Origin of the sequence: Azonexus hydrophilus DSM 23864 (assembly GCF_000429605.1) — a bacterium.
Classification (GTDB): Bacteria; Pseudomonadota; Gammaproteobacteria; order Burkholderiales; family Rhodocyclaceae; genus Azonexus; species Azonexus hydrophilus.
The window spans coordinates 157227-182299 of record NZ_AUCE01000016.1; the positions used below are offsets into that span (position 1 = coordinate 157227).

Annotated in this window: 23 protein-coding genes and 1 riboswitch; all 23 genes read left to right on the top strand. The window is 54.3% G+C overall.

Translation table 11 applies throughout. From position 1 onward, the window contains the following. The first annotated feature begins 8 nt into the window (after window positions 1–8). The 23 genes from pseI (at window position 9) to G471_RS0109145 (ending at window position 25053) form a co-directional block, all read left to right on the top strand. Entirely contained in the window at window positions 9–1076 is a 1068-nt protein-coding gene (gene pseI, locus G471_RS0109070) for a pseudaminic acid synthase (RefSeq protein WP_028995075.1), read from the top strand. Next, entirely contained in the window at window positions 1066–1692 is a 627-nt protein-coding gene (locus G471_RS19380) for an LbetaH domain-containing protein (RefSeq protein ID WP_051295390.1), read from the top strand. Before pseI ends, G471_RS19380 begins: the two co-directional genes overlap by 11 nt. A gap of 413 nt (window positions 1693–2105) precedes the next feature. Beyond that, window positions 2106–3467, top strand: coding sequence for a capsular polysaccharide export protein, LipB/KpsS family (locus G471_RS19070; protein WP_157272477.1), 1362 nt, complete (start codon window positions 2106–2108; stop codon window positions 3465–3467). Next, complete coding sequence (locus tag G471_RS18725; RefSeq protein ID WP_157272478.1) at window positions 3464–4768, top strand: oligosaccharide repeat unit polymerase; 1305 nt, start codon at window positions 3464–3466, stop codon at window positions 4766–4768. The genes G471_RS19070 and G471_RS18725 overlap by 4 nt, the downstream gene beginning before the upstream one ends. 11 nt (window positions 4769–4779) lie before the next feature. Beyond that, a complete protein-coding gene (locus G471_RS19075) occupies window positions 4780–5544 on the top strand; it encodes an acyltransferase (RefSeq protein WP_157272479.1) in 765 nt (254 codons plus the stop codon). After that, window positions 5545–6804, top strand: coding sequence for a polysaccharide biosynthesis protein (locus G471_RS19080; protein ID WP_157272480.1), 1260 nt, complete (start codon window positions 5545–5547; stop codon window positions 6802–6804). Window positions 6805–6831: 27 nt separating this feature from the next. Beyond that, window positions 6832–7959: a glycosyltransferase gene (locus G471_RS18730; RefSeq protein ID WP_081700184.1), complete on the top strand. Its 1128-nt coding sequence runs from the start codon at window positions 6832–6834 to the stop codon at window positions 7957–7959. 252 nt (window positions 7960–8211) lie between these two features. After that, the gene (locus G471_RS19085; protein ID WP_157272481.1) at window positions 8212–9360 is read left to right on the top strand and encodes a hypothetical protein; all 1149 of its coding nucleotides are present in this window, start codon (window positions 8212–8214) and stop codon (window positions 9358–9360) included. A gap of 385 nt (window positions 9361–9745) precedes the next feature. Continuing rightward, entirely contained in the window at window positions 9746–11188 is a 1443-nt protein-coding gene (locus tag G471_RS0109075; protein WP_028995076.1) for a mannose-1-phosphate guanylyltransferase/mannose-6-phosphate isomerase, read from the top strand. A gap of 4 nt (window positions 11189–11192) precedes the next feature. Then, entirely contained in the window at window positions 11193–11996 is an 804-nt protein-coding gene (locus G471_RS17195) for a hypothetical protein (protein ID WP_211226409.1), read from the top strand. Window positions 11997–12112: 116 nt separating this feature from the next. After that, window positions 12113–13078 carry a VanZ family protein gene (locus tag G471_RS18335; protein ID WP_028995077.1) on the top strand — a complete coding sequence of 322 codons (966 nt, stop codon included), beginning with the start codon at window positions 12113–12115 and terminating at the stop codon, window positions 13076–13078. Window positions 13079–13173: 95 nt separating this feature from the next. Next, window positions 13174–14589 (top strand): undecaprenyl-phosphate glucose phosphotransferase, encoded by a 1416-nt coding sequence (locus G471_RS0109090; RefSeq protein WP_081700185.1) that lies wholly within the window; start codon window positions 13174–13176, stop codon window positions 14587–14589. A gap of 54 nt (window positions 14590–14643) precedes the next feature. Next, complete coding sequence (locus tag G471_RS0109095) at window positions 14644–15747, top strand: nucleotidyltransferase family protein (protein WP_028995079.1); 1104 nt, start codon at window positions 14644–14646, stop codon at window positions 15745–15747. A 72-nt stretch (window positions 15748–15819) separates the two neighbouring features. After that, window positions 15820–16797 (top strand): UDP-glucose 4-epimerase GalE, encoded by a 978-nt coding sequence (gene galE / locus G471_RS0109100; protein ID WP_028995080.1) that lies wholly within the window; start codon window positions 15820–15822, stop codon window positions 16795–16797. Between the two features lie 198 nt (window positions 16798–16995). Next, window positions 16996–17568, top strand: coding sequence for a hypothetical protein (locus tag G471_RS0109105; RefSeq protein ID WP_051295391.1), 573 nt, complete (start codon window positions 16996–16998; stop codon window positions 17566–17568). A 52-nt stretch (window positions 17569–17620) separates the two neighbouring features. Next, window positions 17621–19024, top strand: coding sequence for an MBL fold metallo-hydrolase RNA specificity domain-containing protein (locus tag G471_RS0109110; protein ID WP_028995082.1), 1404 nt, complete (start codon window positions 17621–17623; stop codon window positions 19022–19024). A 54-nt stretch (window positions 19025–19078) separates the two neighbouring features. Next, window positions 19079–19158, top strand: a riboswitch (cyclic di-GMP riboswitch). An 84-nt stretch (window positions 19159–19242) separates the two neighbouring features. Then, window positions 19243–19476, top strand: a complete 234-nt coding sequence (locus G471_RS19090) for a hypothetical protein (protein ID WP_157272483.1) — start codon at window positions 19243–19245, stop codon at window positions 19474–19476. Between the two features lie 42 nt (window positions 19477–19518). After that, on the top strand, window positions 19519–21189 hold the full coding sequence (locus G471_RS18340) for a two-component system response regulator (RefSeq protein WP_028995083.1): 1671 nt from the start codon (window positions 19519–19521) through the stop codon (window positions 21187–21189). A 132-nt stretch (window positions 21190–21321) separates the two neighbouring features. Then, a complete protein-coding gene (locus G471_RS18345; RefSeq protein ID WP_169720485.1) occupies window positions 21322–23460 on the top strand; it encodes a PAS domain-containing sensor histidine kinase in 2139 nt (712 codons plus the stop codon). Then, window positions 23457–23843, top strand: a complete 387-nt coding sequence (locus tag G471_RS0109130) for a response regulator transcription factor (protein WP_028995084.1) — start codon at window positions 23457–23459, stop codon at window positions 23841–23843. Before G471_RS18345 ends, G471_RS0109130 begins: the two co-directional genes overlap by 4 nt. A 68-nt stretch (window positions 23844–23911) precedes the next feature. Further along, a complete protein-coding gene (locus G471_RS18735) occupies window positions 23912–24076 on the top strand; it encodes a Flp family type IVb pilin (protein ID WP_081700187.1) in 165 nt (54 codons plus the stop codon). A 66-nt stretch (window positions 24077–24142) separates the two neighbouring features. Next, the gene (locus tag G471_RS18350) at window positions 24143–24631 is read left to right on the top strand and encodes an A24 family peptidase (RefSeq protein ID WP_157272484.1); all 489 of its coding nucleotides are present in this window, start codon (window positions 24143–24145) and stop codon (window positions 24629–24631) included. Continuing rightward, the gene (locus G471_RS0109145) at window positions 24628–25053 is read left to right on the top strand and encodes a TadE/TadG family type IV pilus assembly protein (RefSeq protein WP_043421284.1); all 426 of its coding nucleotides are present in this window, start codon (window positions 24628–24630) and stop codon (window positions 25051–25053) included. Before G471_RS18350 ends, G471_RS0109145 begins: the two co-directional genes overlap by 4 nt. Window positions 25054–25073: the final 20 nt, after the last annotated feature.

Consider the following 25073-nt stretch of genomic DNA (forward strand, 5'->3'; position numbering starts at 1 on the left):
ATAATAAAATGAATCCAATAATTTCGATTTCAGACCGTCCAATCGGCGTTGGTTACTCACCCTACATAATCGCTGAGCTATCAGCCAATCATAACGGCAAGTTAGAAACTGCGATAAAGATTATCGAGGAAGCAAAGAAGGCTGGTGCAGACGCCGTAAAGCTACAGACCTATACAGCAGACACCATCACGCTAAACAGTAACGCCGAAGAATTTCAGATTCACGGTGGTCTGTGGAATGGCAAAACCCTTTATGAGCTTTATCAAGAGGCACAGATGCCTTGGGAGTGGCACAAACCACTATTCGAGCATGCCAGAAAACTCGGTATTACCATTTTCAGTTCCCCTTTTGACAACACCGCAGTCGACCTGCTCGAAGACCTTGACGCCCCTGCTTACAAGATAGCTTCATTCGAGGCCGTGGACCTGCCGTTGATCAAGTACGTCGCCAGTACTGGAAAGCCTATGATCATTTCTACCGGAATGGCGGATGCAGAAGAAATTCAGGAGGCCATTGAAGCGGCGAGAGAAGGCGGATGCAAGGAACTCGCTATTTTGCATTGCGTAAGTGGTTACCCAGCTCCTGCAGAGGATTACAACTTGCGTACCATTCCCGACATGATTGAGCGCTTTGGAACGGTTACCGGCCTGTCTGACCACACCTTGGACAACACTACCGCAATCGCCAGCGTGGTCATGGGAGCATCAATCATCGAGAAGCACTTCACCTTAGACCGAAATGGTGGCGGGCCGGATGACAGTTTTTCACTTGAGCCCGCAGAGCTTGCGGCACTATGCCGAGACAGCAAAACGGCTTGGGCCGCATTGGGGAAAGTTGATTATGGACGCAAGTCGAGCGAGCAAGGAAATGTTAAGTTCCGTCGCTCTTTATATTTTATTAAAGACCTAAAAAAAGGCGCGATTGTTTGTTCTGAAGATTTTAAAAGCGTGCGACCAGGCTACGGTCTATTGCCAAAATATTCAGAAAGTATCGTAGGCATGAGGTTAAATAAAGATGTCTCGCAGTTTACTCCTGTATCGTTTGATTTTCTCGAGGATATAAATAATGAACATTGAGGGGGGTAAGGGCGCGCTATTTGATTTGACAAAAAGGCAGCTTGTTTCTTTTTTTCCTCTTTCGGGGAAGGATTTAGAAGTTCTTGAAAGTCGGTTTGACAAAGTCCTAGAAGATGTTGGTTATTGTTTTTCTTTGATAGAAAACAAGTATTATAAACGTGGCGAAGAGGTGTATTTTGATCCTATGCATACTTCGCAGTACGGTATATATCTTTATTTCTATTCTAAAGCAGTATTCGAAGATGAGGACATGAGCAGGGTTTCGAGTGCGTTGTATATCCTTAATAAAATTATAAACTCGGTTGACTTGTACTATGAGATAAATTTGCCGAGGCATTTCTTTATGGATCACCCAGTAGGTAGTGTTATGGGTAGAGCTATTTATGGGGAAGGCTTTTCGTTCTCACAATGTTGCACAGTAGGTAACAACAAAGGCTTCTATCCGGTAATCGGAGAAAATGTCAGGATGATGAGTGGTTCATCAATAATTGGTCGATGCAATATTGGTAAAAATGTCATTGTTTCCAAAGGTGTAACTATAAAAGATAGTGAAATTCCCGATTCGGTGATCGTTTTTGAGGATAGAAAGAAGCTTTTTTTTAAGGATTTAATTTGATTCTCATGATGGCTTTCAGCTTATTGCAAGCTGGCTTGATAGATTTTTGAGGTGGTTAATTTATTTCTTATTTATAATTAATAATTGGTGCATGTCTAACATTAGAGTGTGTTCTAATAAACACTTCGTGGCATGATGCGTACTCGTATTATTATAAAGTGGGAGGTTAATAATTAGTGAAGTGGTTTTTATAGTGCGCTGTATGAATTGAGATAACTATGTGCTTTGTCGACTTGTGCCATTAAATAAGTCTGCTGCGAACTTTCTTAAGGATTTCTAAATAAGTAGCGCTCCAGAAATCTGGCCGTCGGAAAATCAATGGGAGCAGAACAACAAACTCGATTTTTTAGACTTGTTCAGACATTCCTTAATGGATCATCTAACAGGAATTTAATTGGTTAAAGCTACTCGAAATGAAGATACTTTTTATCGAAAATCGCTATGCTACGTTGATATGGGATGCCGTTGCTCGGCAGCTGGAAGCGCGAGGGCACGAGATTTATTGGATTATTCAGAATCCAATGTTCATGCCCACAGTCGGCGAGAAACATCTCTTATCGTTTCCGTCTGCTAGTGAAAAGAATCAAGATGAGTCTCTTTCATGGTTAAGGGATGTGGATCGTGGCGTACGTTGGTTTGGTGGGGATGGATCGCATTGGCATCCTTACAACAAACGCATTCGTAAAATTCTCGAATCAGTCAGGCCAGATGTCGTGTTCGGGGAACCAACGCAGTTTCATGAGCAGTTGACATTAGAAAATGCGCGTCAAATGGGGATTCGTTTTTTGTCGCCAATTGGTACGCGCTACCCTGCTGGGCGTTTGCACTTTTTTGATTACGACACCATTAATCCTGTAGGGGGTGAAGGCGTCAATTTGAACGATTCTGAATTGGAAAACATGCTCGATGCGATTGTTGAACGCAAAGTTGTGCCGAGTTATATGAAAGTTGTTTCTCAACCACTGCTCAAGAAAAAATGGGGAAAACTCAAAAATAAATTGTTGATCACCACTGGCTGGCTAATGGGCGAACGCTATGTAACTCCTTCACCCTTGACCAAAATGCGACTAGAGCGGGCGCATGCTATAAGGTGCTTGGATTGGGAGGGTTTTTCACAGCTGCAATTGCCCGAGTCACTTAAGAACAGGCCATGGGTTTTGTATCCATTGCAAATGCAGCCAGAAGTTAACATCGAACTCTGGGGTAAGCCATGGAGCTATCAAACACAAATAATAAAACGTGCGGCACAATCACTTGAAAAATTGGGTGCGGTTCTTGTTGTGAAGCCCAACCCAAAATCAAAATACGAACTTTCTGACGATTTGTGCGATCTCGTAAAAAATACACCAAACATCATTGCACTCTCACATAAAACTCCTATGAAGGCAGTATTTCCTCAAGCGCCATTGCTAATGACTGTGACCGGGACTGTTACCTTGGAATGTATCTTCGCAGGTAAACCCATCGCTGTGTTAGGTAACCATGCAATGACTCAATATGCTGGTTTAGAAGTGATGAGTCAGCCTGAAGATATCGCATCCGTCATGGAGAAGGTGCTTACGCAGCGGGTTAAGGTTGCGACTCGTGATGATGCTAAATCAATATTAAACTATCTGTATACCAAAAGCTATCCAGTGACTCTTTGGCATCAGCTAGATAGGCCCGAGTTAATGACAGAAAGAAACGTGAATGCCCTGACCGATGCCTTTGAGGATGTTTTAAACCACCTTTGCATGTCATACGAACCGATGTGTCGTCAAGGAATGAGATCTTGAATACATATTCAATGAATAATTCATCAATCAAGGTGAATAAAGTCAATATTCGATTTCTATCACCTGTTGTCTTGGTGTTTTACTCCGTACTGATTTTTTTTGCGTGTTTGCCACTCCTTCCCGTTGAAATTCAGTATCCGATGTCATTTGATGCGCTTCTATTCTGGTTACTGTGTTTCGTTGGATTTCTGGTAGGCGTGCGCACTGGAGCGGGTAGGGAGTTTTCCATGCCTATTCAAGAACACCGATTTGATCCTAAAAAGCTCCACAGCATGGTGAGTGTGATTGTTTGGGTCGGAGCATTAGGCGTGCTGCTACTTATTGTGGATCGCTATTTTATTCGCGGTGTTTCACTTGGTGCGGACGTGTTTCAGAATCGAGAAGCGTTAGAGGGGAGTCAGGCATCGGGTTTTTCTGCGATTGCAGCCTTTGCGAGTTCTCTTGGGCTATTTTCTTTGATTGTTATATGGATTGCTGAGACCAATATTCTGATTGTAAGTAAATGGTTAAAGATATTGGCTTCTCTGAACGTTTTTATCGCTGTATATTTGAGTATCCAACTTGGGTCTCGTTCGTTGTTGCTTGTAGTTGCATTGGCTCATCTGCTTACATGGTTATTTATACTCCGCGCACGTGGGTTAAGGTTAATATTTCGGCACAAAATAATTGCAATTTTGTCGATTGCTGGTTTGGCTATTATTTCAACATTGATGATGCTGTCACGTGTTGATTTAATGGGTTTCTCAATGCAGGAAAGTGTTTTAAATTCAGCGTATTCATATACGATGGTGCCGTCTTTCGAGGTGAGAGAAAGCTTCGATGACAACTTTGAGATTGGTGAAGTTGCGGCTGGATTCTTTAGCTTAGTTCAGTACATATTTCATGGCATCTTTGAATTTGGTTTGCTGTTTACATACTTTCAAGGAGAGCATGAGTGGGGGGGGCGTACTTTGTGGTTGCCGCTTAAATTGATAGGCATCTTTACGGGTGGGATTGCATCAGGAGAACAAGCCATAAACGTTGGTGAGCGATATGGTGTTTACACTACTTTTCTTGGGCCTGTGTTCATAGATTTTGGATTGCTTAGTCCATTAGTGTTGATTTTCTACGGTTGGTTGTTGGGCGTGCCATACCGCGCTTTGCGGCAAGGAAAAATTGAATGGATTCCTGCAGTAGTTTTGATCGCTGCAAGTTCAATATTGTGGCCAGTTGTTAACATTTTGTCTTCAGCTTCTGGCTCGTATTTGCTGGTTTGCTCATTGCTTATCGGTATTGCTGGAAAAAAAATTCGAGTTTCTTGAATATTGAAAAAATGAAAAAGCAGATTATCTCACACCTTGTTTCTTTAGTTATTTTTCTGCTCCCCTCATTCTTGGTTGTAATTTTTTTAAAATTTATTGGATATCGAATAGGGAGAAAATGTCGCTTCGGATTTTCATGGGTGCTGGTCAATGATATCGAGATGGCTGATAAATCATCTATCGGACATTTTAATATCATTCGTATTGATCGACTAAAGCTGGGCAAATCTGCTTACATTGGGCGATTGAATGTGGTGAATGGACCACTTGTTGTCGAGTTGGCTACTAAGGCGGCGATTGGAAATTCAAACAAAATCGTACGTGGTCGGCTTGGATTTATAACTTATGGAGTGGCCTATTTGAAATTGGGAGAGCTCACAAAGATTACCTCTAAACACCATTTGGATTGTACGCAGAGCATTTGCTTCGGAGATTTTTCGATACTCGCAGGTATTGGGTCACAAATTTGGTCGCACGGATATATTCATGAAATGCAGGGCGCTGGTCGATATCGTATAGATGGCGGAGTGGAGATTGGAGATAACGTTTATATCGGGTCTGGCTGCATCGTTAGCATGGGCGTACGTATTGCCTCGAGTGTAATTGTGGGAGCAGGTGTGACAGTCGCGCGCAGTTTGATTCAGCCTGGCTTGTATGTATCTGGCGCAATGCGTCAACTACCTCGCCCTGTAGATCCTGATGTGCGAGAGGATCTGGATCCGGTGCAGGTACCTTCTTTGTGTGAACGCGTTTACCTTAAGCGCGCCAAGGCATAATTGAAAAACTTTCAACGCATCGCGTTCTATCTATTTAGCTTCGGTTTCGCACGAGGCGTTCTATTTATTTCGCCAATTTTATTGGCAAATCTGCTGCCAAGTGCTGTCTACGGCACTTTGGAATGGTCGTATGCGGCGGCTTCAGTTATTGCGACTTTGGTGGCAGTTGGTACAAGCGCGACGGTTCCATTAGTGGAGCTCAAAAAAGTTACGACAGGTAGCTTTTCTGGGGTTTTGGTTCACCAGCTCTTCGTTGCCGTTGGGGTAGCCGTGCTTTTGGTGTGTGGCGTGTTGTTGCAATTGTCTGACGCGTTCGTTATGACAACGTTGTTTACGGCCGCAATTGCGTTGCAGGTGTTATGGAGCAGTTATTTAAAAACGCATGGAAGAGGTGAGGCGTCTTTATTTTTAGATGCTGGCACATTTGGTTTGATAACTGTGGTGGTGGTAGCTGTAGATTATGTACGTTCGCCAAATGTTGTGGATTGGCTGATTTGGGGCATCGCCTGTTATGTCTTTATCCTGAGTTCTGTTTCTATTTGGGGTTTAGTGCGCAGATTGCGCGATGGGGAGGTTGTTGCATATCAAGAGGTGTTGAGATTAGGTTTTCCTCTGATGGTCTCTTCTGTTGTGACTGTTGCGGCAACAACTTCGGGACGGTTGATGGCTGGCTATTTGGGCGGTGTTGTGTTGGCCGCTGATTATTCTGTGCTCGCACGAATAGCCGCATTACCGATCATTGCTCATCAGATAGTAATGGTTGCTAAATTTCGGCACTTATTCACCTTGCCCGATCGTGATATGGAAAGGGCTGTGTCAAATATCATTGGGCTTGTAGCTCTTGCTGCTGCAATATTTGGTTTATCTTTCAATTCATTGGGCTGGATTTTTGGGGCAGCGTTTTTAAGGGTTTTTGATGAAAATGCTTTGCCGGCTTATTGGATACTGGGTCAGTCAATTTTGTGGTCTGGGATCGCACTTCATGATTTAGTAAACACACGCTTGCAAACAATGTATAAAGTGTTACCGTGGAGTATTTTTTGTTTGATTCTATCTGTGCCGACGGCTGTGGTTCTTATTAATATTTGGGGCATTTCTTTAGCCCATTTTGTTTATGTTCATGGCCTATTGATGCTGCTTTTTTATTTGAATCAAATTGCGGCGATGCGCAGAGCAGGTATACGGCTTGTACGTGCTTGGTCGATTGCTGTTGGTGGCTATGTGCTGTTTGTATCGACGGCAACAATTTTTTGTCTGTGATTTTAGATTTGCTTGAGAGAGTTTAGGATGAATAGGATCGTTCACCTAGGTAAGTTTTATCCGCCGGACATGGGCGGGACTGAAATCATCACACAGTCTGTTGCTAAGGCAGCGAGCGAGGTAGGCTACGACGTTGTCGTCGTCTGTTTTGGTCAGTCAGGTAACGGTGGCGACAAAGACGCTGGAGTGAGTGTGTTGCGCTATCCAGTAGCAAAGATCGTGAGTAGTCAACCTTTATCATTTGGCTATTTTTTTGCGGCAGTTCGTGAAGCGCGTAAGGCAGATATTGTCCACCTGCACGCAGCAAATTTTCTTTCTGCATTATCGATATTGTTCATTGGCTTTAGGCCAAAGTTGCTTGTGCATTGGCATATGGATGTTATTGGTAAAGGAGTGCTTGGAAAGATTGTGGTGCCGCTTGAGTGGCTTATGTTGAAGCGAGCTGACTTGATAGTGGCTACATCTCAACGTTATGTGGAGCGTTCTATTCCACTAAAACCATTCTTGTCGAAGGTGCGCGTTGTTCCGCTAGGTATTACCCCTGCGCAAATTGGCTGTGAAAAATGTGCTCTGCCGGAACGATTGGCTGATTTTATTGGAACTAGAAGATTTGTATTGAGTGTTGGCAGACTGTCCGCTTATAAGGGTTTTCCATTTTTGATTGAGGCAGCGAAATATTTGCCTGGCGATGTGGCTGTGGTGATTGCTGGGGGTGGGGAACTGGCGAGGGAGCTTGCTGGGCTAATTGACGAAAATGGCTTGCAAAATAAAGTTTTGCTTGCCGGTCGCGTCTCCCAAGAAGAACTCACTTCACTTTATCAAAATGCCGATTTGTTCTGCCTTCCATCAATTCTGAGGTCGGAAGCATTTGGGGTTGTGTTGCTTGAAGCGATGGCATATAGCCTACCAATTGTTGCGACGAACATTATTGGTTCTGGTGTCTCGTGGGTAAATGAAGAAGGCGTTAGTGGTTTGAATGTAACACCGGGTAATTCAAAAGAGTTAGCCGATGCTTGCATCCGTATTTTGAGTGATGATGATTTGCGATTGAAATATTCAATTGGCGCAAGAAAACGATACGAAAACAATTTTACAGAGGAAAGATTTCGAGAATTGTCCTTGGCTGTGTATGCGGATATACTAAAAAATAGATGACCTTGAATTATCTAAGCTGGAAATTGGCTAACGAAATGTTTGAACACATATGAGTTTGTTTTCTGCTTACGGTCTAACCCATTGAGTCAGGAATACCCTGGTTTCTGTGGTGCACTTTATTTAAACTTTTTTGGCGGATTTTTCAGCTTCTAATTCTAGGGAATCTCCGTGTATAGATTTGGTGGTTTGGCTTGGGTGCCTAATCGTCTCAGGAATCGCTTCATACCTCCACGCTCGTTGATGTTATAGAATATGAATTCCAGAAGAAAATTTCTTGCACTTTCAGGTGTTGCAATTTCACCAAGCTGTTTCTCTTTTTGTGATTGTGTCGATTTGGTTAAAGACTTCGGCGCGGATCCAAATGGATTGATTGATGCCACACTAAACATAAAAGAATTTTTAATGTTTTGTGTCGCACGTGGAGTTGAGGGTTACATCCCGTCGGGGAACTATAATGTTCGAACTGGAGTCATCGAATTAAATTGCCACTTTCGAGAATCGTTTTTGCCCGAAATTCGAACTGGAAGCAAGGTGAATTTCAATGTACATGCAATAGCAGATGATACATCCGTGTTCTCCATTACCAATGGAGTGGCAGATTCTCATATTGCAAAAACATGGAAAGGTGGAAGGTTCGCGAAAATAAATTATAAAATTATTTCGGCGGGTAATTTTACTAACATAAGTGTCTTTCGGCTTTCAGGAGTCGTTGGTTGCCATTTTGGTATCATTTCATGCGTTGGCTTTACCGGTGGTGCTGTTCATGTTCCACGAAAATTATTTTTAAATTCTAATCCAGACCCATATAATGTGGCCTTCTGTGTTTTTGATGGTTTGGACTGCAACGAATGCGGATATGCAGTTTTTAACGATAACTTTTTGGGTTTGGTTGGCTGTGAGTTTAAGTTTATCAGAGCCATCAATTGTAACGGTGGCATATTAGGCTTTGGTTCATCGAACTCAGTTATGACTGCAAGCTTTGGAAATATAAACGGCTGGGCGTTTCATGATGGAACAGATGTTAATATGCCTACTAGTCCTCCGCTCCGTTTTCGAGTTTATAATGCCGAGCTTGATAGTGTTAAATATGGCTTCTATTTGAATAGAATTATTTTTTTCTCTATAGAGCAGATTAGATTTGTTCATAGATTAAATAATAAAGAATATTGGCCAAGAGTGGCCTTGAAACTGGCGGCAGGAGAGAGACCCAATCTAAATTTTGGGCAATTCCAGGCCATTCATCGCATCGAGTGTGGCGGAGTTCCTGATCAGTTAGGCCAGTTAGTTGAAATTGGAGATTGTGCCAAGGTTAATAGCTCACAGTTCATTCATAAAGTTCAGGGATGTTTTTCCATAGATGATTTTCCAAAAAATAATTTATGCCATAATTTGTTTTATTAGATTTGTTACATTTTAAATATTATTACCTCCATGAATCTTGAAATCCATATGCTAGTAGATTTTCTCGGCTTTTTAACCCACTGAATTCCGGCAAATTTAAATGAAGCCGATTAACACCTGAAAGAAATCGAGCTGAAATCCGATGCAAACCGATAATATTTCCGTGCTCGCCTAGATCAGACGATTGATCTTCGCCACTCGCTTACGCTCCTTGCCGAGTAAACTGCTGGCTGAGGATTGGCCGCAGGCGGCTTATCTGGCCCAGCACGGTGCCTGGCGCTGGCTCAGCCCGGCTGAAGATGCGGCGCACGAGCAGTCCGCATGCCTATGTTCAGCCGTATTTGCGCTGGGTGGCGGAAGAATTGAGTTTTCCTGGAGTGATTTGATGAACGTTCAACCTTTGATCCTGTGCGGTGGTTCGGGTACCCGGATGTGGCCGCTGTCGCGCGAGCAGTTTCCCAAGCAGTTGCTGAACCTGGCGGGTGAGAGTTCGATGCTGCAGGCCACGGTGCAGCGGCTGAAGGGTTTGCCGCTGGCGGGGGCCGGGTTGGCGGCGCCGATTTTGATCGGTAACGAGGAATACCGGTTTTTGATGGCCGAGCAGTTGCGCCAGATTGGCGTGCGGCATGGTGGCATGGTGCTGGAACCTTGCGGGCGCAATACGGCACCGGCTTTGACGCTGGGTGCCTTGCTGGCGCGGGCGGGTGGTGACGATCCGGTGCTGGTGATCATGCCGGCGGATCATGTGATCCAGGATGAAGCGGCTTTCCGGGCGGCGGTGGCGCTGGCTTTGCCGCTGGCGGATGCGGGCAAGCTGGTGACTTTCGGCATTTGCCCGACGGCACCGGAAACCGGTTATGGCTATATCCGGGTGGGCGATTCGCTGGGCGAGGGCGCGAGCCTGGTCGAGCAGTTTGTCGAGAAGCCGGATCAGGCGACGGCGCAGCGCTATCTGGATAGCGGCCAGTATCTGTGGAATGGCGGCATTTTCGTGATCAAGGCGTCGGTGTGGCTGGCCAAGATGGCGCAGTGCCGGCCGGACATTCTGGCGGCGTGCGAGGCGGCGTTTGCCGGTCGGCAGCAGGACATGGATTTTGTGCGGCCGGACAAGGCGACGTTTGCGGCTTGCCCGTCGGAGTCCATCGACTATGCGGTGATGGAGCCGCTGACGGCCGCCGGCAAGAATACCGGCGAGGTGGCGGTGGTGCCGCTGGCTGCGCGCTGGTCGGATGTCGGCGCCTGGAGTGCGTTGTGGGAGATCGGCGACAAGGACGAAGCCGGCAACGTCTTCAAGGGCGATGTGCTGGCGGTCGATACCGCGAATTCGCTGGTGATGGCGAGCAGCCGGCTGGTGGCAACGGTGGGGCTGCAGGATGTGGTCGTGGTGGAAACCGACGATGCCATCCTGGTGGCGGATCGCAATCAGATCCAGAAGGTGAAGGACGTGGTCGGCCAGTTGAAGGCGGCGGGGCGTTCGGAAACCAATGCCCACCGCAAGGTGCATCGGCCCTGGGGCTGGTACGACAGCATCGATTTCGGTTCGCGCTTCCAGGTCAAGCGCATCGTGGTCAATCCGGGTGGCGTGCTGTCGCTGCAGATGCACCACCACCGCGCCGAGCACTGGATCGTGGTTTCCGGCACGGCGCGGGTGACCAAGGGCGACGAGACTTTCCTGGTGTCGGAAAACGAATCGACCTATATCCCGCTGGGCACCACGCACCGCCTGGAAAACCCCGGCAAGCTGCCGCTGGAGATGATCGAGGTGCAGAGCGGGTCTTACCTGGGCGAGGATGACATCGTGCGGTTTGAGGATCGGTACGGGCGGTAGATCGATGATCCGTTCCAAGGGCTTTCCGCTTTCTCTGTCCGCTGCGCATTTATGGCGGGATGATGCACCGCTGAAGTCTCACTATGCGTATCAAAAGGCCAAGGCCGGCGACAAGGATGCCGCGCTTGAATTGGTGGTGGATTTGGCGGTTACCTGGATTAGTGAACTGCGTGTGAGATTGAAGCCTGGCTTGATCTACGTTTCTCCCCATGCGCAGGAGGCAACTGGCGATAACGCGATTCCGCAAACGCTGGCGGCTGTGTGTGCGACGCTTCTGGAAGGCGATGTCGATACAGGGATCGTGCAATCCGATCGTGTCTATCACACGGGGGCTGATCCCATGGAGCGGATGGCAGCGAGAGCGCAGTTCTTCGGCAAGGTAACGCCGGGCGCCGAATATGTGTTGGTCGATGATGTGACCAATCTGGGTGGAACTCTGGCAGAATTATCGAACTATATTCAGGTCCAAGGTGGTGTGGTCAGGGATGTGGTGGTTCTGGTGAACGCGGGGCGCAACCCGGCGCTGGTGCCAGAAAAGAAGTTTGTCAGGTTGATCAAGGAGCGGTTTGATGAAGAATTCACAGCAACATTCGGCATCGAGCCCGAAGCACTCACCGCCAACGAAGCGCAGTACCTTGTTGGCTTCCAATCAATTGACCAAATCCGAAATCGACTCGCTGCAGCAGAGCAAGAAATCGATTGCCGCCTACGTTCAAAAGGAATTACACGAACGTCTGAAGAAACACCATCTGGAGCACTTGCTGATAAAGGCTTGAGTTTGCCTGGCCAGGAGGCCGGGGATCTGTAACCTCACATAACCGCATCGTGTCGTCGGGCATGCTGCGGTTTTTTTGTGGTGGCGTTGGACAAGATGGGCGGGGTTGGGTGAGGGACTTTTTTTCCTGGGTTTTACTGGTGGCGGCAATGGCCGCGACCTTGCTGCTGAATTTGCCCGAGGTGCGTTATTCCACCCTGGCATCGGTGATGCCGACGCTGGCGGATGAGGGCTTGCGCCGGCTCGGTGAGCCGGTGTTGACGCCTTTGCCTGATGGCTTTGCCCTCTCTGCGGCGGATATCGATAAAACGCGCGGTCTGGCCTGGGCTTTGCCGATGGCGGATGGGGCGCTGGCGGTGCGGGTGCAGGCCGAGGTGGCGCTGGACGCTGTCGGCGAGGGCGAGAAACCCTGGCATCGGGCGATGTTGTCGGTGCGTATGGTCGATGCGCTGGGCAAGGGGCATGAGCGGGCGGCGTTCATCGGTGCCGGGACGCAGGCCGGGGCGGTGGATTCGGTGATCCTGCTGGTGCCGGAAACCAGCGAGCTGCAGTTGATGGCGCGTTTGCTGCGGGTGCCCGGTACGTTTTCCGTGAGTGAGTTACGGCTGTCCTGGCTGGTGGAGCGTGCCTGGGTATCGCCGGCTTTGCTGGCCTTGTGGGTGCTGTGGCTGGTGGCCTTCGGCGCCTTGCTGGCGCACTGGCTGCACGCGGCGCGTTACCGGGCCGGGCTGGTGCTGGCGTTTGCTCTGGTGCTGGCGGCGGTGGCGATGCCGGGCGAGTGGCGCAATGTGTTGCAGCAGCAGGTTACGGCGTTTGTGCACCAATGGCTGGCGGACTGGCTGGGCTGGTCGATGCCGGTTTCCGAGGGGCGCGGGCTTTCGGATTATGTGCATTTCCTGATGTTTGCCTTGCTGGGCGCTGCCTTGGCGGTGGCGCGGCGCGATCTGGCGGCGTGGCGGCTGATCGGTGGCCTGATTTTGCTTGGCGCGGCGACCGAGGCGATGCAGTTTCTGGTGCCGGGCCGCGAGGGCGGCTGGCTCGATGTCGGCCTGGATGCGGGCGGGGCGATGCTGGGGGTGTTGGTGACTCGCCTGGGTCTTATGCGCATGGCTTGATTGGCTATGATTAACGTCATATATGACTATTTTTGTCATCATGGCATCATCGTAATGTGATCACATTGTCACTGTTGCGTTGATTGGTTTCTATCATGGCTGCGATGTCTGGCGGGTTGGTTCGGCCCCATAGTTCGAAAATCGGTTTCTTCCACCGGGTGCTTGATGCTTCGGTGATCCTGTTCTCTCTGGTGCTGGCGCTTGAGCTGACGCGTGGCCTGGAGTTTTCGGCAAAGTATGCGCAGGCCGGTGTCTGGGGCGTGATGCTGTTCCTGATGATTGGCGGGGCCAAGCATCTGTATTCTTCCTGGCGCCTGGTGCCGGTTCATGAGGCCGTGACGGCAACGCTGGTGACTTGGTGCTGGACCGCCGTGGCATTGGTGTTCATCGCTTTCCTGGGCAAGACTTCGGCGGATTATTCGCGGATGGCGGTGCTGACCTGGTTCGCGCTGGCGCCCTTGTTGCTGGCGGCGGTTCGGGTGATTCTGCGCATGGTCTTGAACGGCCTGCGCACCAACGGGCGCAATACCCGGACGCTGGCGATTGCCGGCAAGACCAAGCTGGGCAAGCAGGTGGTCGACAAGGTCGAGCAAACGCCCTGGCTGGGGATGCAGTTCATCGGTTATTACGACGACCGCCTGGCCAAGCGCGATTGCAAGCATGCCGCCGAGGATACGGAAGGCGTGGGCCGTTTCGAGGAGCTGGTGGCGCTGGCGCGCGAGGGCAAGGTGGATTACATCTACATCACCCTGCCGATGAAGGCGGAAAACCGCATCGTCGAACTGGTGAATGCGCTGAGCGATACGACGGCGTCGGTGTATCTGGTGCCCAATTTCTTCGTTTTCGACCTGCTGCACGGCAAGATGAGTAGCCTGGACGGCATTCCGGTGCTGAGCCTGCATGAGAGCCCGTTCTACGGGGTCGATGGCTGGTTGAAGCGGCTGGAGGATATTGTGGTGGCGAGCTTGATCCTGCTGATCATCGCGCTGCCGATGGCGGTAATCGCGGCTGGTGTGAAGCTGACTTCGCCGGGGCCGGTGTTGTTCAAGCAGCGTCGTTACGGTTTGAACGGCGCCGTGGTCGAGGTGTGGAAGTTCCGCAGCATGACGGTGTGCGAGGATGGCGACAAGGTTGTCCAGGCGCAGAAGGGCGACATGCGGATCACGCCGTTCGGGGCTTTCCTGCGGCGGACCTCGCTCGATGAGTTGCCGCAGTTCTTCAACGTGCTGCAGGGGCAGATGTCGGTGGTCGGGCCGCGCCCGCATGCGGTGGCGCACAACGAGCAGTATCGCCGGCTGATCCGGGGTTACATGCTGCGCCACAAGGTCAAGCCGGGGATCACGGGCTGGGCGCAGATCAGCGGCTGGCGCGGCGAGACCGAGACGCTGGACAAGATGGAAATGCGCGTGAAGTATGATCTTGATTATGTCCAGAACTGGTCTTTGTGGCTGGATATCAAGATCATCTTCCTGACGGTTTTCAAGGGTTTCATCAACAAGAACGCATATTGACGGTTGCCGCCGGGGCCATCCAGCAGGCGATCCTTATCTCCAAGGGGAAATTCGATGGCTAAGGGAATGATTCTGGCCGCCGGCCAGGGCACGCGCGTGCGTCCGCTGACCAAGTTCGTGCCGAAGCCGATGGTGCCCATCCTGGGCAAGCCGGTACTGGAGTACCTGATCGAGCACCTGGCCCGCTACGGGGTGCGCGACATCATGATCAATGTGGCGTTCAACCATTACAAGATCGAAAACTACTTCGGCGACGGTCGGCGCTGGGATGTGAATCTCGGTTATTCCTTCGAGGGCGCGCGTGATCATGGCGAGATCGTGCCCAAGGCCATGGGGTCGGCGGGCGGTATGCGCAAGATCCAGGATTTTGGCGGTTTCTTCGACGAGACGACGGTGGTGGTTTGCGGCGATGCGATTGTCGACATCGATCTCGGCGCGGCGCTGCACGAGCACAAGAGCAAGGGCGCACTGGTTAGCGTGGTGACGCTGGAGGTGCCGCTCGATCAGGTGCAGAACTATGGCGTGGTGGTGACGGATGACGAGGGCAGGGTGCTGTCCTTCCAGGAAAAGCCGAAGCCGGAAGAGGCGAAATCGCGCCTGGCGAGTACCGGCATCTATATTTTCGAGCCGGAAGTGCTGGACCTGATTCCGCAGGGCGTGCCGTTCGACATCGGCAGCGAGCTGTTCCCGATGCTGGTGGAGAAGGGCTTGCCGTTCTATGCGCAGAAGCGTTTCTTCAACTGGATCGACATCGGCCGCCTGAACGATTACTGGGAAGTCTCGCAGCGCGTGTTGCGCGGCGAGGTGGCGCAGATGGAGATGCCGGGCAAGGAAGTGCAGCCGGGCGTCTGGGTCGGCCTGAATACCTCGGTGGCCTGGGAGAGCTCGAAGCTGGTCGGGCCGATTTACATCGGTTCCAACGTGCGCATCGATCCCGGTGTGTCGATCATCGGCCCGGCCTGGATCGGCCACGGCAGCCACATCCGCTCGGGCACGCGCATCGAGCGCTGCATCGTGTTCGAATACACGCGCATCGGCGACGCCCAGACGATGAAGGAAATGATCGTCTCCCCCCAATACTGCGTCGGCCGCGACGGCGTCGCCCACTACCTGGGCGAAGACGCCAGCCCGTACCGCTGGGGTGATGCGCGGGGGTGAGGTAAATTGATGAGGTTGGAAGAGAAAAGGGGTCAGACCTCTATTTCAAGACCTCATTTGACGGAGCATTTGATGGCATTGCCGAATATTCTGGTTGTTGGTGGCGCGGGCTATATCGGTTCGCACATGGTCAAGCGCCTGGGCGAGCTCGGTTGCGGGGTGACGACCCTGGACAATCTTTCCAGCGGTCATCGCGATGCGGTGCTGGCCGGCGAGTTCGTGCATGGTGACATTGCCGACCGGCAATTGCTCGATGCCTTGTTCCGGCGCCGGCATTTCGATGCGGTGATGCATTTTGCGTCCTTCATCCAGGTGGGCGAGTCGATGCAGCAGCCGGCCCGGTATTACCAGAACAACGTGGTCAATACCTTGAACCTGCTGGATGCAATGCGTACCTTCGGGGTGGATAAGTTCATCTTTTCGTCGACGGCGGCGACTTTTGGCGAGCCGGCCTATTCGCCGATCGACGAGGCGCATCCGCAACAACCGATCAATCCTTATGGCCGGACCAAGCTGATGATCGAGCAGGCGCTGGCGGATTACGACATGGCCTATGGCTTGAAATCGGTCTGTCTGCGCTATTTCAACGCTGCCGGGGCGGACCCTTCGGGGCTGCTGGGGGAGCGGCACGATCCGGAAACGCACCTGATTCCGCTGGTGTTGCAGGCGGCTTCAGGCCGTCGGCCGCATATTTCGGTGTTCGGGCGCGATTACGACACGCCGGACGGTACATGCATCCGCGATTACATCCATATCGCCGACCTGTGCGAGGCGCACTGGCTGGCGGTGCAGTCCTTGCTGAAGGGCGGCGCGAGCCAGTCGTTCAACCTGGGCAACGGCAACGGTTTTTCGGTGCAGCAGGTGATCGATACGGCGCGTCAGGTGACCGGGCGCGAGATCAAGGTGGTCGATGCGCCGCGCCGCGAGGGCGACCCGGCCCGGCTGGTGGCCGATTCGCGCCAGGCCAGGGAGAAACTGGGCTGGCAGCCGCAGTACGCCGACCTGGCAACCATCGTGGCGCATGCCTGGCAGTTCGAGGCGAAGCGCTAAAGTCCAAGGTGTATCATCTGAGGGATCATGGAAAGGAGAGAGGCATGAGAACAGTTGGTCAGCGCAAAGAACGCCCGATTGGTCTTCTTGTGTCTGGCGCCCTATTGGCTGAAGGCGCTCGATTCAATGATGAGATACATCGCTTGCCTACGGGGGATACGACATTCATTCCCAAAGGGGTGTATCGGTTCAAGACCCATGAAGATGCCTACCAGCATCAACTTGACTGCTTGGCCAAGGGAATGGCAAAGCTTGCTTTGGAGCGGGCTAATGGGCGCAATGGATGAGTATTGCCGACCCGCTTCCCTGGAAGACCTGAAGGCGCTAATTGAGTCATTAAATCGACAACAAGTCGATTACTTGCTCATTGGTGGATATGCTTTGTTTGTGCATGGCTACCACCGCGCCACAACGGATATTGACGTGCTCGTTCCGGCAACAAGGGAATCCGGAGCCAAAGTTAAATCAGCATTGATGGTATTGCCCGATCAAGCTGCAAGGGACTTGGAACCTGAATGGTTTGCAGAGGGTGACAATATTCGGGTAGCCGATGCTTTTCTGGTCGATATTATGCTGAACGCGTGTGGTGAAACATATGACACACTCAAACAGTACGCGGTGACCGTTGACCTGGAGGGAATTCCTGTGAAAACGGTTAGTCTCGAAGGGCTCCTGCGAACAAAGCAAACTGTGCGAGACAAGGATATAGCTGACCGGCAAGTTCTAGAGCGAGCACTTGAACTGTTCAAAGAGCAATCCAAGGCGGGGTAAACCCCTGATTCATGCGTTTGTCAATTATGTTGATTGCGTATAGCATTGCTGCGTGCGCGACTTTTCCATCCTTCATCACGGTGCCGCAGATGGTGTGACCGGTTCCTGCCACGAGCTTCGGCTGGCGGACGGCCGTGCCTTGCTGGTCGATTGCGGTTTGTTCCAGGGCGCGGAGTTGTCTGCCGACGGGGCGTCGGCGCGTTCGCCGGAAATCGATTTTCCGGTGGGCGGGGTGATGGCGCTGGTGGTCACCCATGTGCATATCGATCATGTGGGGCGCATTCCCTATTTGCTGGCGGCCGGGTTTCGCGGGCCCATCCTGTGCAGCGAGGCGTCGGCGATGCTGTTGCCGCTGATGCTGGAGGACGCGCTGGCCGTTGGCGCGACCAGTGATCGCCAGTTGATTGCCCGGGTGCTGGGGCAGATCGAGCGGCAGATGGTGGTTTTGCCGTACAAGACCTGGCATGCGCTGGCGCCGGGTTGGCGGGTGAAGCTGCAGCCGGCCGGGCATATCCTGGGTTCGGCGTATGTCGAGGTGCAGTTGCACGACGGCCTGGCGCCGTCTTCGCCGGATGGCGAGTGGCGGGTGGTGTTTTCCGGGGATCTGGGCGCGCCCTACACGGCCTTGCTGCCGGCGCCGCGGGCACCGTGGCGGGGCGATGTGGTGGTGCTGGAGAGTACCTACGGCGACCGCCTGCATGCCGGGCGCTCGGATCGACGCCGGCAGTTGCGTTTGCTGGTCGAGCGGGCGTTGCGCAATCGCGGCACGGTGCTGGTGCCGGCCTTCAGCATCGGCCGGACGCAGGAGCTGCTGTACGACCTGGAGGCGATCATTGCTGCACGCGATAGTGCAGATGGCTTTGATTGGTCGTCGCTGGAGGTGATCGTCGATTCGCCGCTGGCGGCGCGGTTGACCGAGTCGTATCGCAAACTGCGCCACCTGTGGGACGCCGAGGCGCGCCGGCGCGTGGCGCATGGCCGGCATCCGCTGGCGTTCGAGCAGTTGTATACGGTCGATACGCATGCCGAACACCTGTCCACGGTCGATTACCTGACGCGCACGGCCCGGCCGGCGCTGGTGATCGCCGCCGGCGGCATGTGCACCGGCGGCCGGGTGGTGAATTACCTCAAGGCCATGCTCGGCGACGCACGCCACGATGTGGTGTTCGTCGGTTACCAGGCGGCAGGCACGCCGGGCGCCGCCATCCAGAAATACGGCCCGCGTGGCGGTTATGTGGAGTTCGACGGCAAGCGCTACGACATCCGCGCCGCCGTGCACACGCTGGGCGGTTATTCGGCGCACGCCGACCAGGGCGACCTGGTCCGCTTCCTCAAACGCATGCGCCACCATCCCGCCGAAGTCCGCCTGGTGCACGGCGACGCCCCGGCGAGAACGGCGCTGGCAGCGGCGATCAAGGCGGAGCTGCCGGGTGTGCGGGTGGTTCGGTCGATTTGATTTGACTATTGGAGCAATAGTTGACGGTTGTACTCGGGATAGCTAGAGTGCGCTCGTGATCAACGGCAAACCTGTGGCGACACAGGGACGCAAAGCCTCCGGTCTGAATTCATTCAGATAGCGGGGTTGCCCTAGATCTCGGCCATCTGCCGAGACAATCCGCCAGGTCAGGCGGAGCGCTCCAAGGATGGTCTTTCCAACAGTTTCAAGGAAAGATCATGAACAAGCACACCCTCTCTCCCGCGCCTTTGTATGTGGTTCCCGGTCGCACGCTGCCGCGTCGTCCTGCTTCGAGCGGTCGTTTTCTCCGTGTCGTCGTGCCGGCGCTGCTGATGCAGGGCGCTGGCCTGGTGCTGGCCATGGAATTCATCCCGGCGGTGTATGGCGAGGCGGTCTCGGGGCTGTTCGGCCAGGTGTCCGATGCCTTGGCAATGGCGCTGGCGCGGCACTGATTCCGTTATCATAGGCAGGTGATCAACCAAGAGTGATGCATCATGCCGTTGGATGGATTGTTGCTGGAAGGACAGCGGGCCTCTTTGCTCGCGGTTGACGATACGCCGGCGATTCTTGATCTGCTGACCATCTCGCTCGGAGGCGACTACGACGTGGTTACAGTCGAATCGGGGCAGGCGGCCATTTCGGCTTTTTCGGCACGTCGATTCGATCTGGTTCTGCTGGATTTAATGATGCCGGACATGGACGGCTTCGAGACCTTGCGCCAGCTTCAGGCTTTGCCCGGCTTTGCCGGAACCCCGGTGGTCTTTCTCACGGCCATGGACGATCTGGCCAGCGAATGCAGCGCGCTGGAACTGGGTGCCGACGATTACATCACCAAACCCTTCAAGCCCAATCTTGTCCGCCTCCGGATTGGCAACTTGCTGCACCGTGTCCGCTTGCAGCGAATGTTGACGCTGGCGCTCTCCGGCGCTGAGCAAGGATTGTGGGCCTGGTTGTACGAGCAGGGCGAGCTTCGGGTCGCGTCGAACTGGTCGCTGGCGCTGAGCGAGGACGGGCAGACCAAGGGAAATGCATTCGCGGGTTGGGCGCCGGTTACTCATCCCGACGACGCGCCGTTGATGAACACGGTGCTGGAAGACTACCTCGCCGGCACCAGTCCGGCCTTCGATGCCGATGTCAGGTTGCGTTGCGTGGACGGCCAATGGCACTGGTTCAGCGTGCGCGGAAAGCGCACCGGGGACGGGGTGCTGATGGGGGCTTACCGCAACATCGACGACCGAAAACTGGCGGAACTTCAGTTGCGTCAGAGCGAGACGCGCTATTGCAACGTGATGAATGCAACGGGCGAGGGCATCTGGGAGTGGTCGGCCGGTGCGCCGGTGTTGCATACCAATTCCTCTTTTTTGCGCATGCTGGGTTTGCCGCTGACGGATGCGGTTGGCGTGGCGCAGCTTGCCGGCCTGGTGCTCGCCGAAGATGTTGCCGAGCTTGAGGGGAAGCGCGCAGCGCTGATGGCCGGCGACGATCCCTGGGCGCTCGAATTCCGCATCCGGCATCAGGATGGGCATGCGCTGTGGGTGGCCTTGCATGGTCAGGTGGTCGAGCGCATGGCGGACGGTCGGGCGAGCCGGATGGTGGGCGCCTTGCAGGACATTTCGCAGAAGAAAATGATCGAGGAGGAGTTCCGGCGCTTGGCGCTTTTCGATGCCTTGACCGGACTGCCAAACCGACGGCTGCTGATCGACCGCATGCACCAGGCGATTTCGGGCAACCGGCGCCATGGCTCGCTGGGGGCGTTGATGTTCATCGACATGGATCGTTTCAAGGCGCTGAACGACACGCTGGGCCATGACTACGGCGACATGCTGCTGGTCGAGGTCGGGCGCAGGCTCCAGGCAACGGTGCGCGGCATGGATACCGTAGCGCGGCTGGGCGGCGACGAGTTTGTCGTCATCCTGGCCGATCTGCCGTCGGATCGCGAGGCGGCGAGCATGGATGCGCGGCGGGTCGGCGAGAAGATACTCGGTGCCTTGGGCGAACCCTACGCACTCAAGGAGCATCGCTACGAAAGCACGCCCAGTATCGGGCTGTGCCTGTTCGGTTCAGCAGATGGCGAGGATGTCGAGGCGATCCTGCGGCGGGCGGATAACGCCATGTATTCCGCCAAGCGAGCGGGGCGCAATCAGTTGAGCGTGGCTGAGGATTAGCGGCCTGGGTGGGTATGACTGTGGCGTATCTGAAATAATTTTCGTGAAAAGTCCTCAAGCAGGCAGTGCAGTATTGGCAGATTTACATCGTTGGGTGCAAAATTAGTGAAGCATAAATGCACGGAAATGATAATGAGCCACAAAAATGCAAAACAGGGGGTGTTGGCTGCACTGGGCGCGCTGATAAGCACCGGTGTATTTGCTGAGTCACCCGCTAACGCCGTGCCGGTGAGTTTCTGGGGGGGATCGCTGTCGGTGTTCCTGATCGGAATCCTGTTCTTCCTGCTGGTCTTCCAGTTTGCCTTCACGCGTTTTCGGCTACGCCGCGTGGCGCGTGCCCTGGAGCGGTTCGCGGAGGGCGATGGTGGCGCTCGTTGCGGGGTGCGCGGGCCGGATGCGGTTGGCGCCCTGGGTATGACGCTGGACCGGGTGTTGAGTGTCTGGCGCGAAGACCGGCGCCAGTTGTCCGAAAGCGAAGAACGGCTGAAGGTGGCGCTGCAGGGTTGCGATATCGGCGTCTGGGATTGGCGCGTGAGCGCCGGCATCACCTATTACTCGCCGCGCTGGAAGAGCCTGCTGGGTTTTGCCGAGGATGATACCGCCATTCATGGCTTGCCCTGGCTGCAGCGCGTGCATCCGGACGATCTGGGCATGGTCACGCGGCTGCTGGAGGCGCATATGGGCGGTCAGTCGAACCTGTTTGCCGCCGAGCATCGGCTGCGGCACGCCGACGGCAATTACCGCTGGGTGCAGCAGAGCGGGGTGGCGATTCGCGACCCGGGCGGTGAGGTGGTGCGCATGATCGGCGCGCTGACCGATATCACTGCCCGTCGTGAGGCCGAACAGGCGCTGGTGAGCAGCAAGGAGGCTTACCGCGCCGTCCTTGAAGGCGTGACGCAAGTGATCTTCCGGGCGGACCCGGACGGGCGCCTTGTCATGATCAATGCGGCCTGGGAGGAATTGACCGGGCATCCGGTGGCCCAATCGCTGGGTGAGCGACTGCAGGATTACCTTGAGGAAGAGGACCGCTTGACCTTCTTCCGCTACCTCCAGGAGATCAAGAGCAATCCCGAGGCAAGCCTGAACTGCGAGTTACGCATTCGCGGCGCTGACGGCTGGTTCCGCTGGTTTTCCGCTGGCGTGCGTACCACCCGCGTTGAAGGCAAGACGGTTCTGGCGGGCGTACTGGCCGACATCGAAGCCCGGAAGGCCGCCGAAGCCGAACTGGCCCGCAGCAACGGCATTCGCGATGCGATTCTCGATCTCGGGCCGGATGGTTTTGTCTTTGTCGATCCCAAGGGGGCCGTGAGTTTCGTCAATCCGGCTTTTGTCACCATGACCGGTTTGCCGGAGTCTGCCTGCGTCGGGCACGAGCTTTACCTGCTCGAACGGCAACTGGAAGAGCGCGGGGATCGCCGGCCGGTGTTTGTCGATGAAGGGACGCAGTCGGACGGGATGTTCGAACTGAAGCTGCCGCGCAAGGTCGTCATCCGCTGGCAGAGCCGCGCCCTGCCCGGTGAGGGGGCGCGGGGCCATGTCATCTATTTGCGCGACGTGACCAGCGAGAGCGAGGTCGATCAGATGAAGAGCGATTTCCTGTCCACGGCTGCGCATGAGCTGCGCACGCCGATGTCGAGCATTTTCGGTTTCTCGGAAATGCTTTTGTCGCGCGAGTTCGAGCCGGCCATGCAGAAAGATCTGCTGACGCGGATTCACCGCCAGACCAAGAACCTCATCAATCTGGTCAATGAACTGCTCGACCTGTCGCGGATCGAGGCGCGGGGCGGCAAGAACTTCAAGATGAGCGTCCAGGACGTGACTCCCGTGTTGCTCAACGCCATTGCCTCCCAGCATTTTCCGGAGGCAACGCATCGTCTGGTCATGGATTGGCCGAAGCTGCAGCAGAAGGTTAGTGTCGATAGCGACAAGTTGCAGCAGTGCATCATCAACGTTCTGAGCAATGCGGTGAAATACTCTCCGGCGGGTGGCCAGGTGATCGTCTCGTATCGGGAAAAGATAGCCAATGAGCAGGCGTTCGTGGGGATCGCGGTCACCGATGAGGGGATAGGCATGACGCCCGAACAATCCGCCCGGATTTTCGACCGCTTCTACCGTGCCAACAGTCATCCCGGCATTCAGGGAACCGGTCTGGGGATGGCGCTGGTCAAGGAATACATGCGGTTCTTCGCCGGTGAGGTCGAGGTGCAAAGCGAGCCGGGCGAGGGCACGACCGTGATTCTGTGGCTTCCGGTTGCCAAGGAAGTGCAATGAGCTCGTCAGCGAGTCCGCCGCGCATCCTGATTGTCGATGACGAAAGCGATCTGCGCTTTCTGATCCGGCTTGCGCTCGATCCCCTGGGGGCTGAAATCCGCGAGTTGGAGCATGCGCTCGATGCGCTGACGGAAATCCGCAGTTTCAAGCCCGATCTGGTCATCCTCGACATCATGCTGCCTGGCGGTATCGACGGCCTGCAACTTTGTCAGGCGATCAAGCTTGACCCCCTGACCGCCGCCACCAAGGTTTTCCTGCTGACCGCCAAGGGGCAGGTGGCCGATATCGAGGCCGGAGAACGTGCCGGGGCGGACCAGTACATCGTCAAGCCATTCAGTCCGCTGGCGCTTCTTGAGGCGGTCCAGAATTGCTGTCGGCATTGACTTTCGTCTGTGCTGGTGCATAATGAATAAAACGAATTAATCTAGCATTTTTGAAAGAGAGGGCGGCAATGAAACAGGCTTTCCTGCGCTTTTTGCGCGATGAAGAAGGGGCAACGGCGGTTGAGTATGGCTTGATTGCCGCGCTGATCGCCGTCGCGATCATTCTTTCGATCACGGACTTGGGCGACAAGCTCAAGGATGTTTTCGAGACCATCAAGAACGCCTTGCCCTGATCGCTTGCCGGTTCGCTGATCGCGACGGATCGGCGGCTGGCTGAATCAAGCATGGTGGTTCAGGTGATGTTGACCTTCTGGGCAGCGACCCTGGCGGCAAGCGACGTGCGTCGTCGCAAGCTGCCCAATGTCTGGTTGCTGGCCGGTCTGGCGCTCGGGGCGGTGGTCCTGGTGGGGCGTGGCGTCCTGCCGTTCGGGCATGCGCTGCTCGAAGGAGTGATGGCGCTGGCCTTGGCGCTGGCCTGTTTTGTCCCGTTCTATCTTGCGGGCTGGATGGGGGCTGGTGATGTCAAGTTTCTGGCGGTGATCGGTTGGCTGGGGGGCTTCGAAATTCTGGCCAGCGTATTCGTGATCGGCTCATTGATCGCCGGTGTCGCGGCTGTCGCCATCCGCGGATTTCCCCGGGCCTGGCGGCGACTGGCCGGCGGCGACTGGCTCAGCGATCGACTGGCGATGCGTGTTCCTTACGGTGCCTGCCTGGCGCTTGCCTTCGTGGCTGTCGTCTGGCTGGGACATCCGGAATGGTTGCCGGCGATCAAGGGGAGATTTGCATGATGGGGGCGGGGCGTCGTCAGGGCGGGGCGGTGGTGATCGAGTTCGCGCTCGTCTTTGTCCTGTTCTTCATGCTCATGTACGCCATGGTGGCTTATGGCCTGGTGTTCGCCATCAAGCACTCGCTGGTTCAGTCGGCCAACGAGGGCGCGCGGGCGGCGGTGCGGGATGTAGGGGGCTTGCCCGAGCGCATGGCGCTGGCGGAAACCGTCGCAGCGGAAAGTCTGGCCTGGCTGGGCGCCAGGGCGCCCGCGCCGCAAGTGACGGCTGCAGCTTGCACCGGGACGCCTTACATGTGCGTCGATGTCCTGATCAGTTACGACTATGCCGCGAATCCGCTGGTGCCGGGTTTGCCGGCCATGGGGATCGTGCTGCCCGAGCGCCTGGAAGGACGGGCCAAGGTTCAACTGGATGCAGTGTATTGACCGGCCAGGGGCCGGCAGGG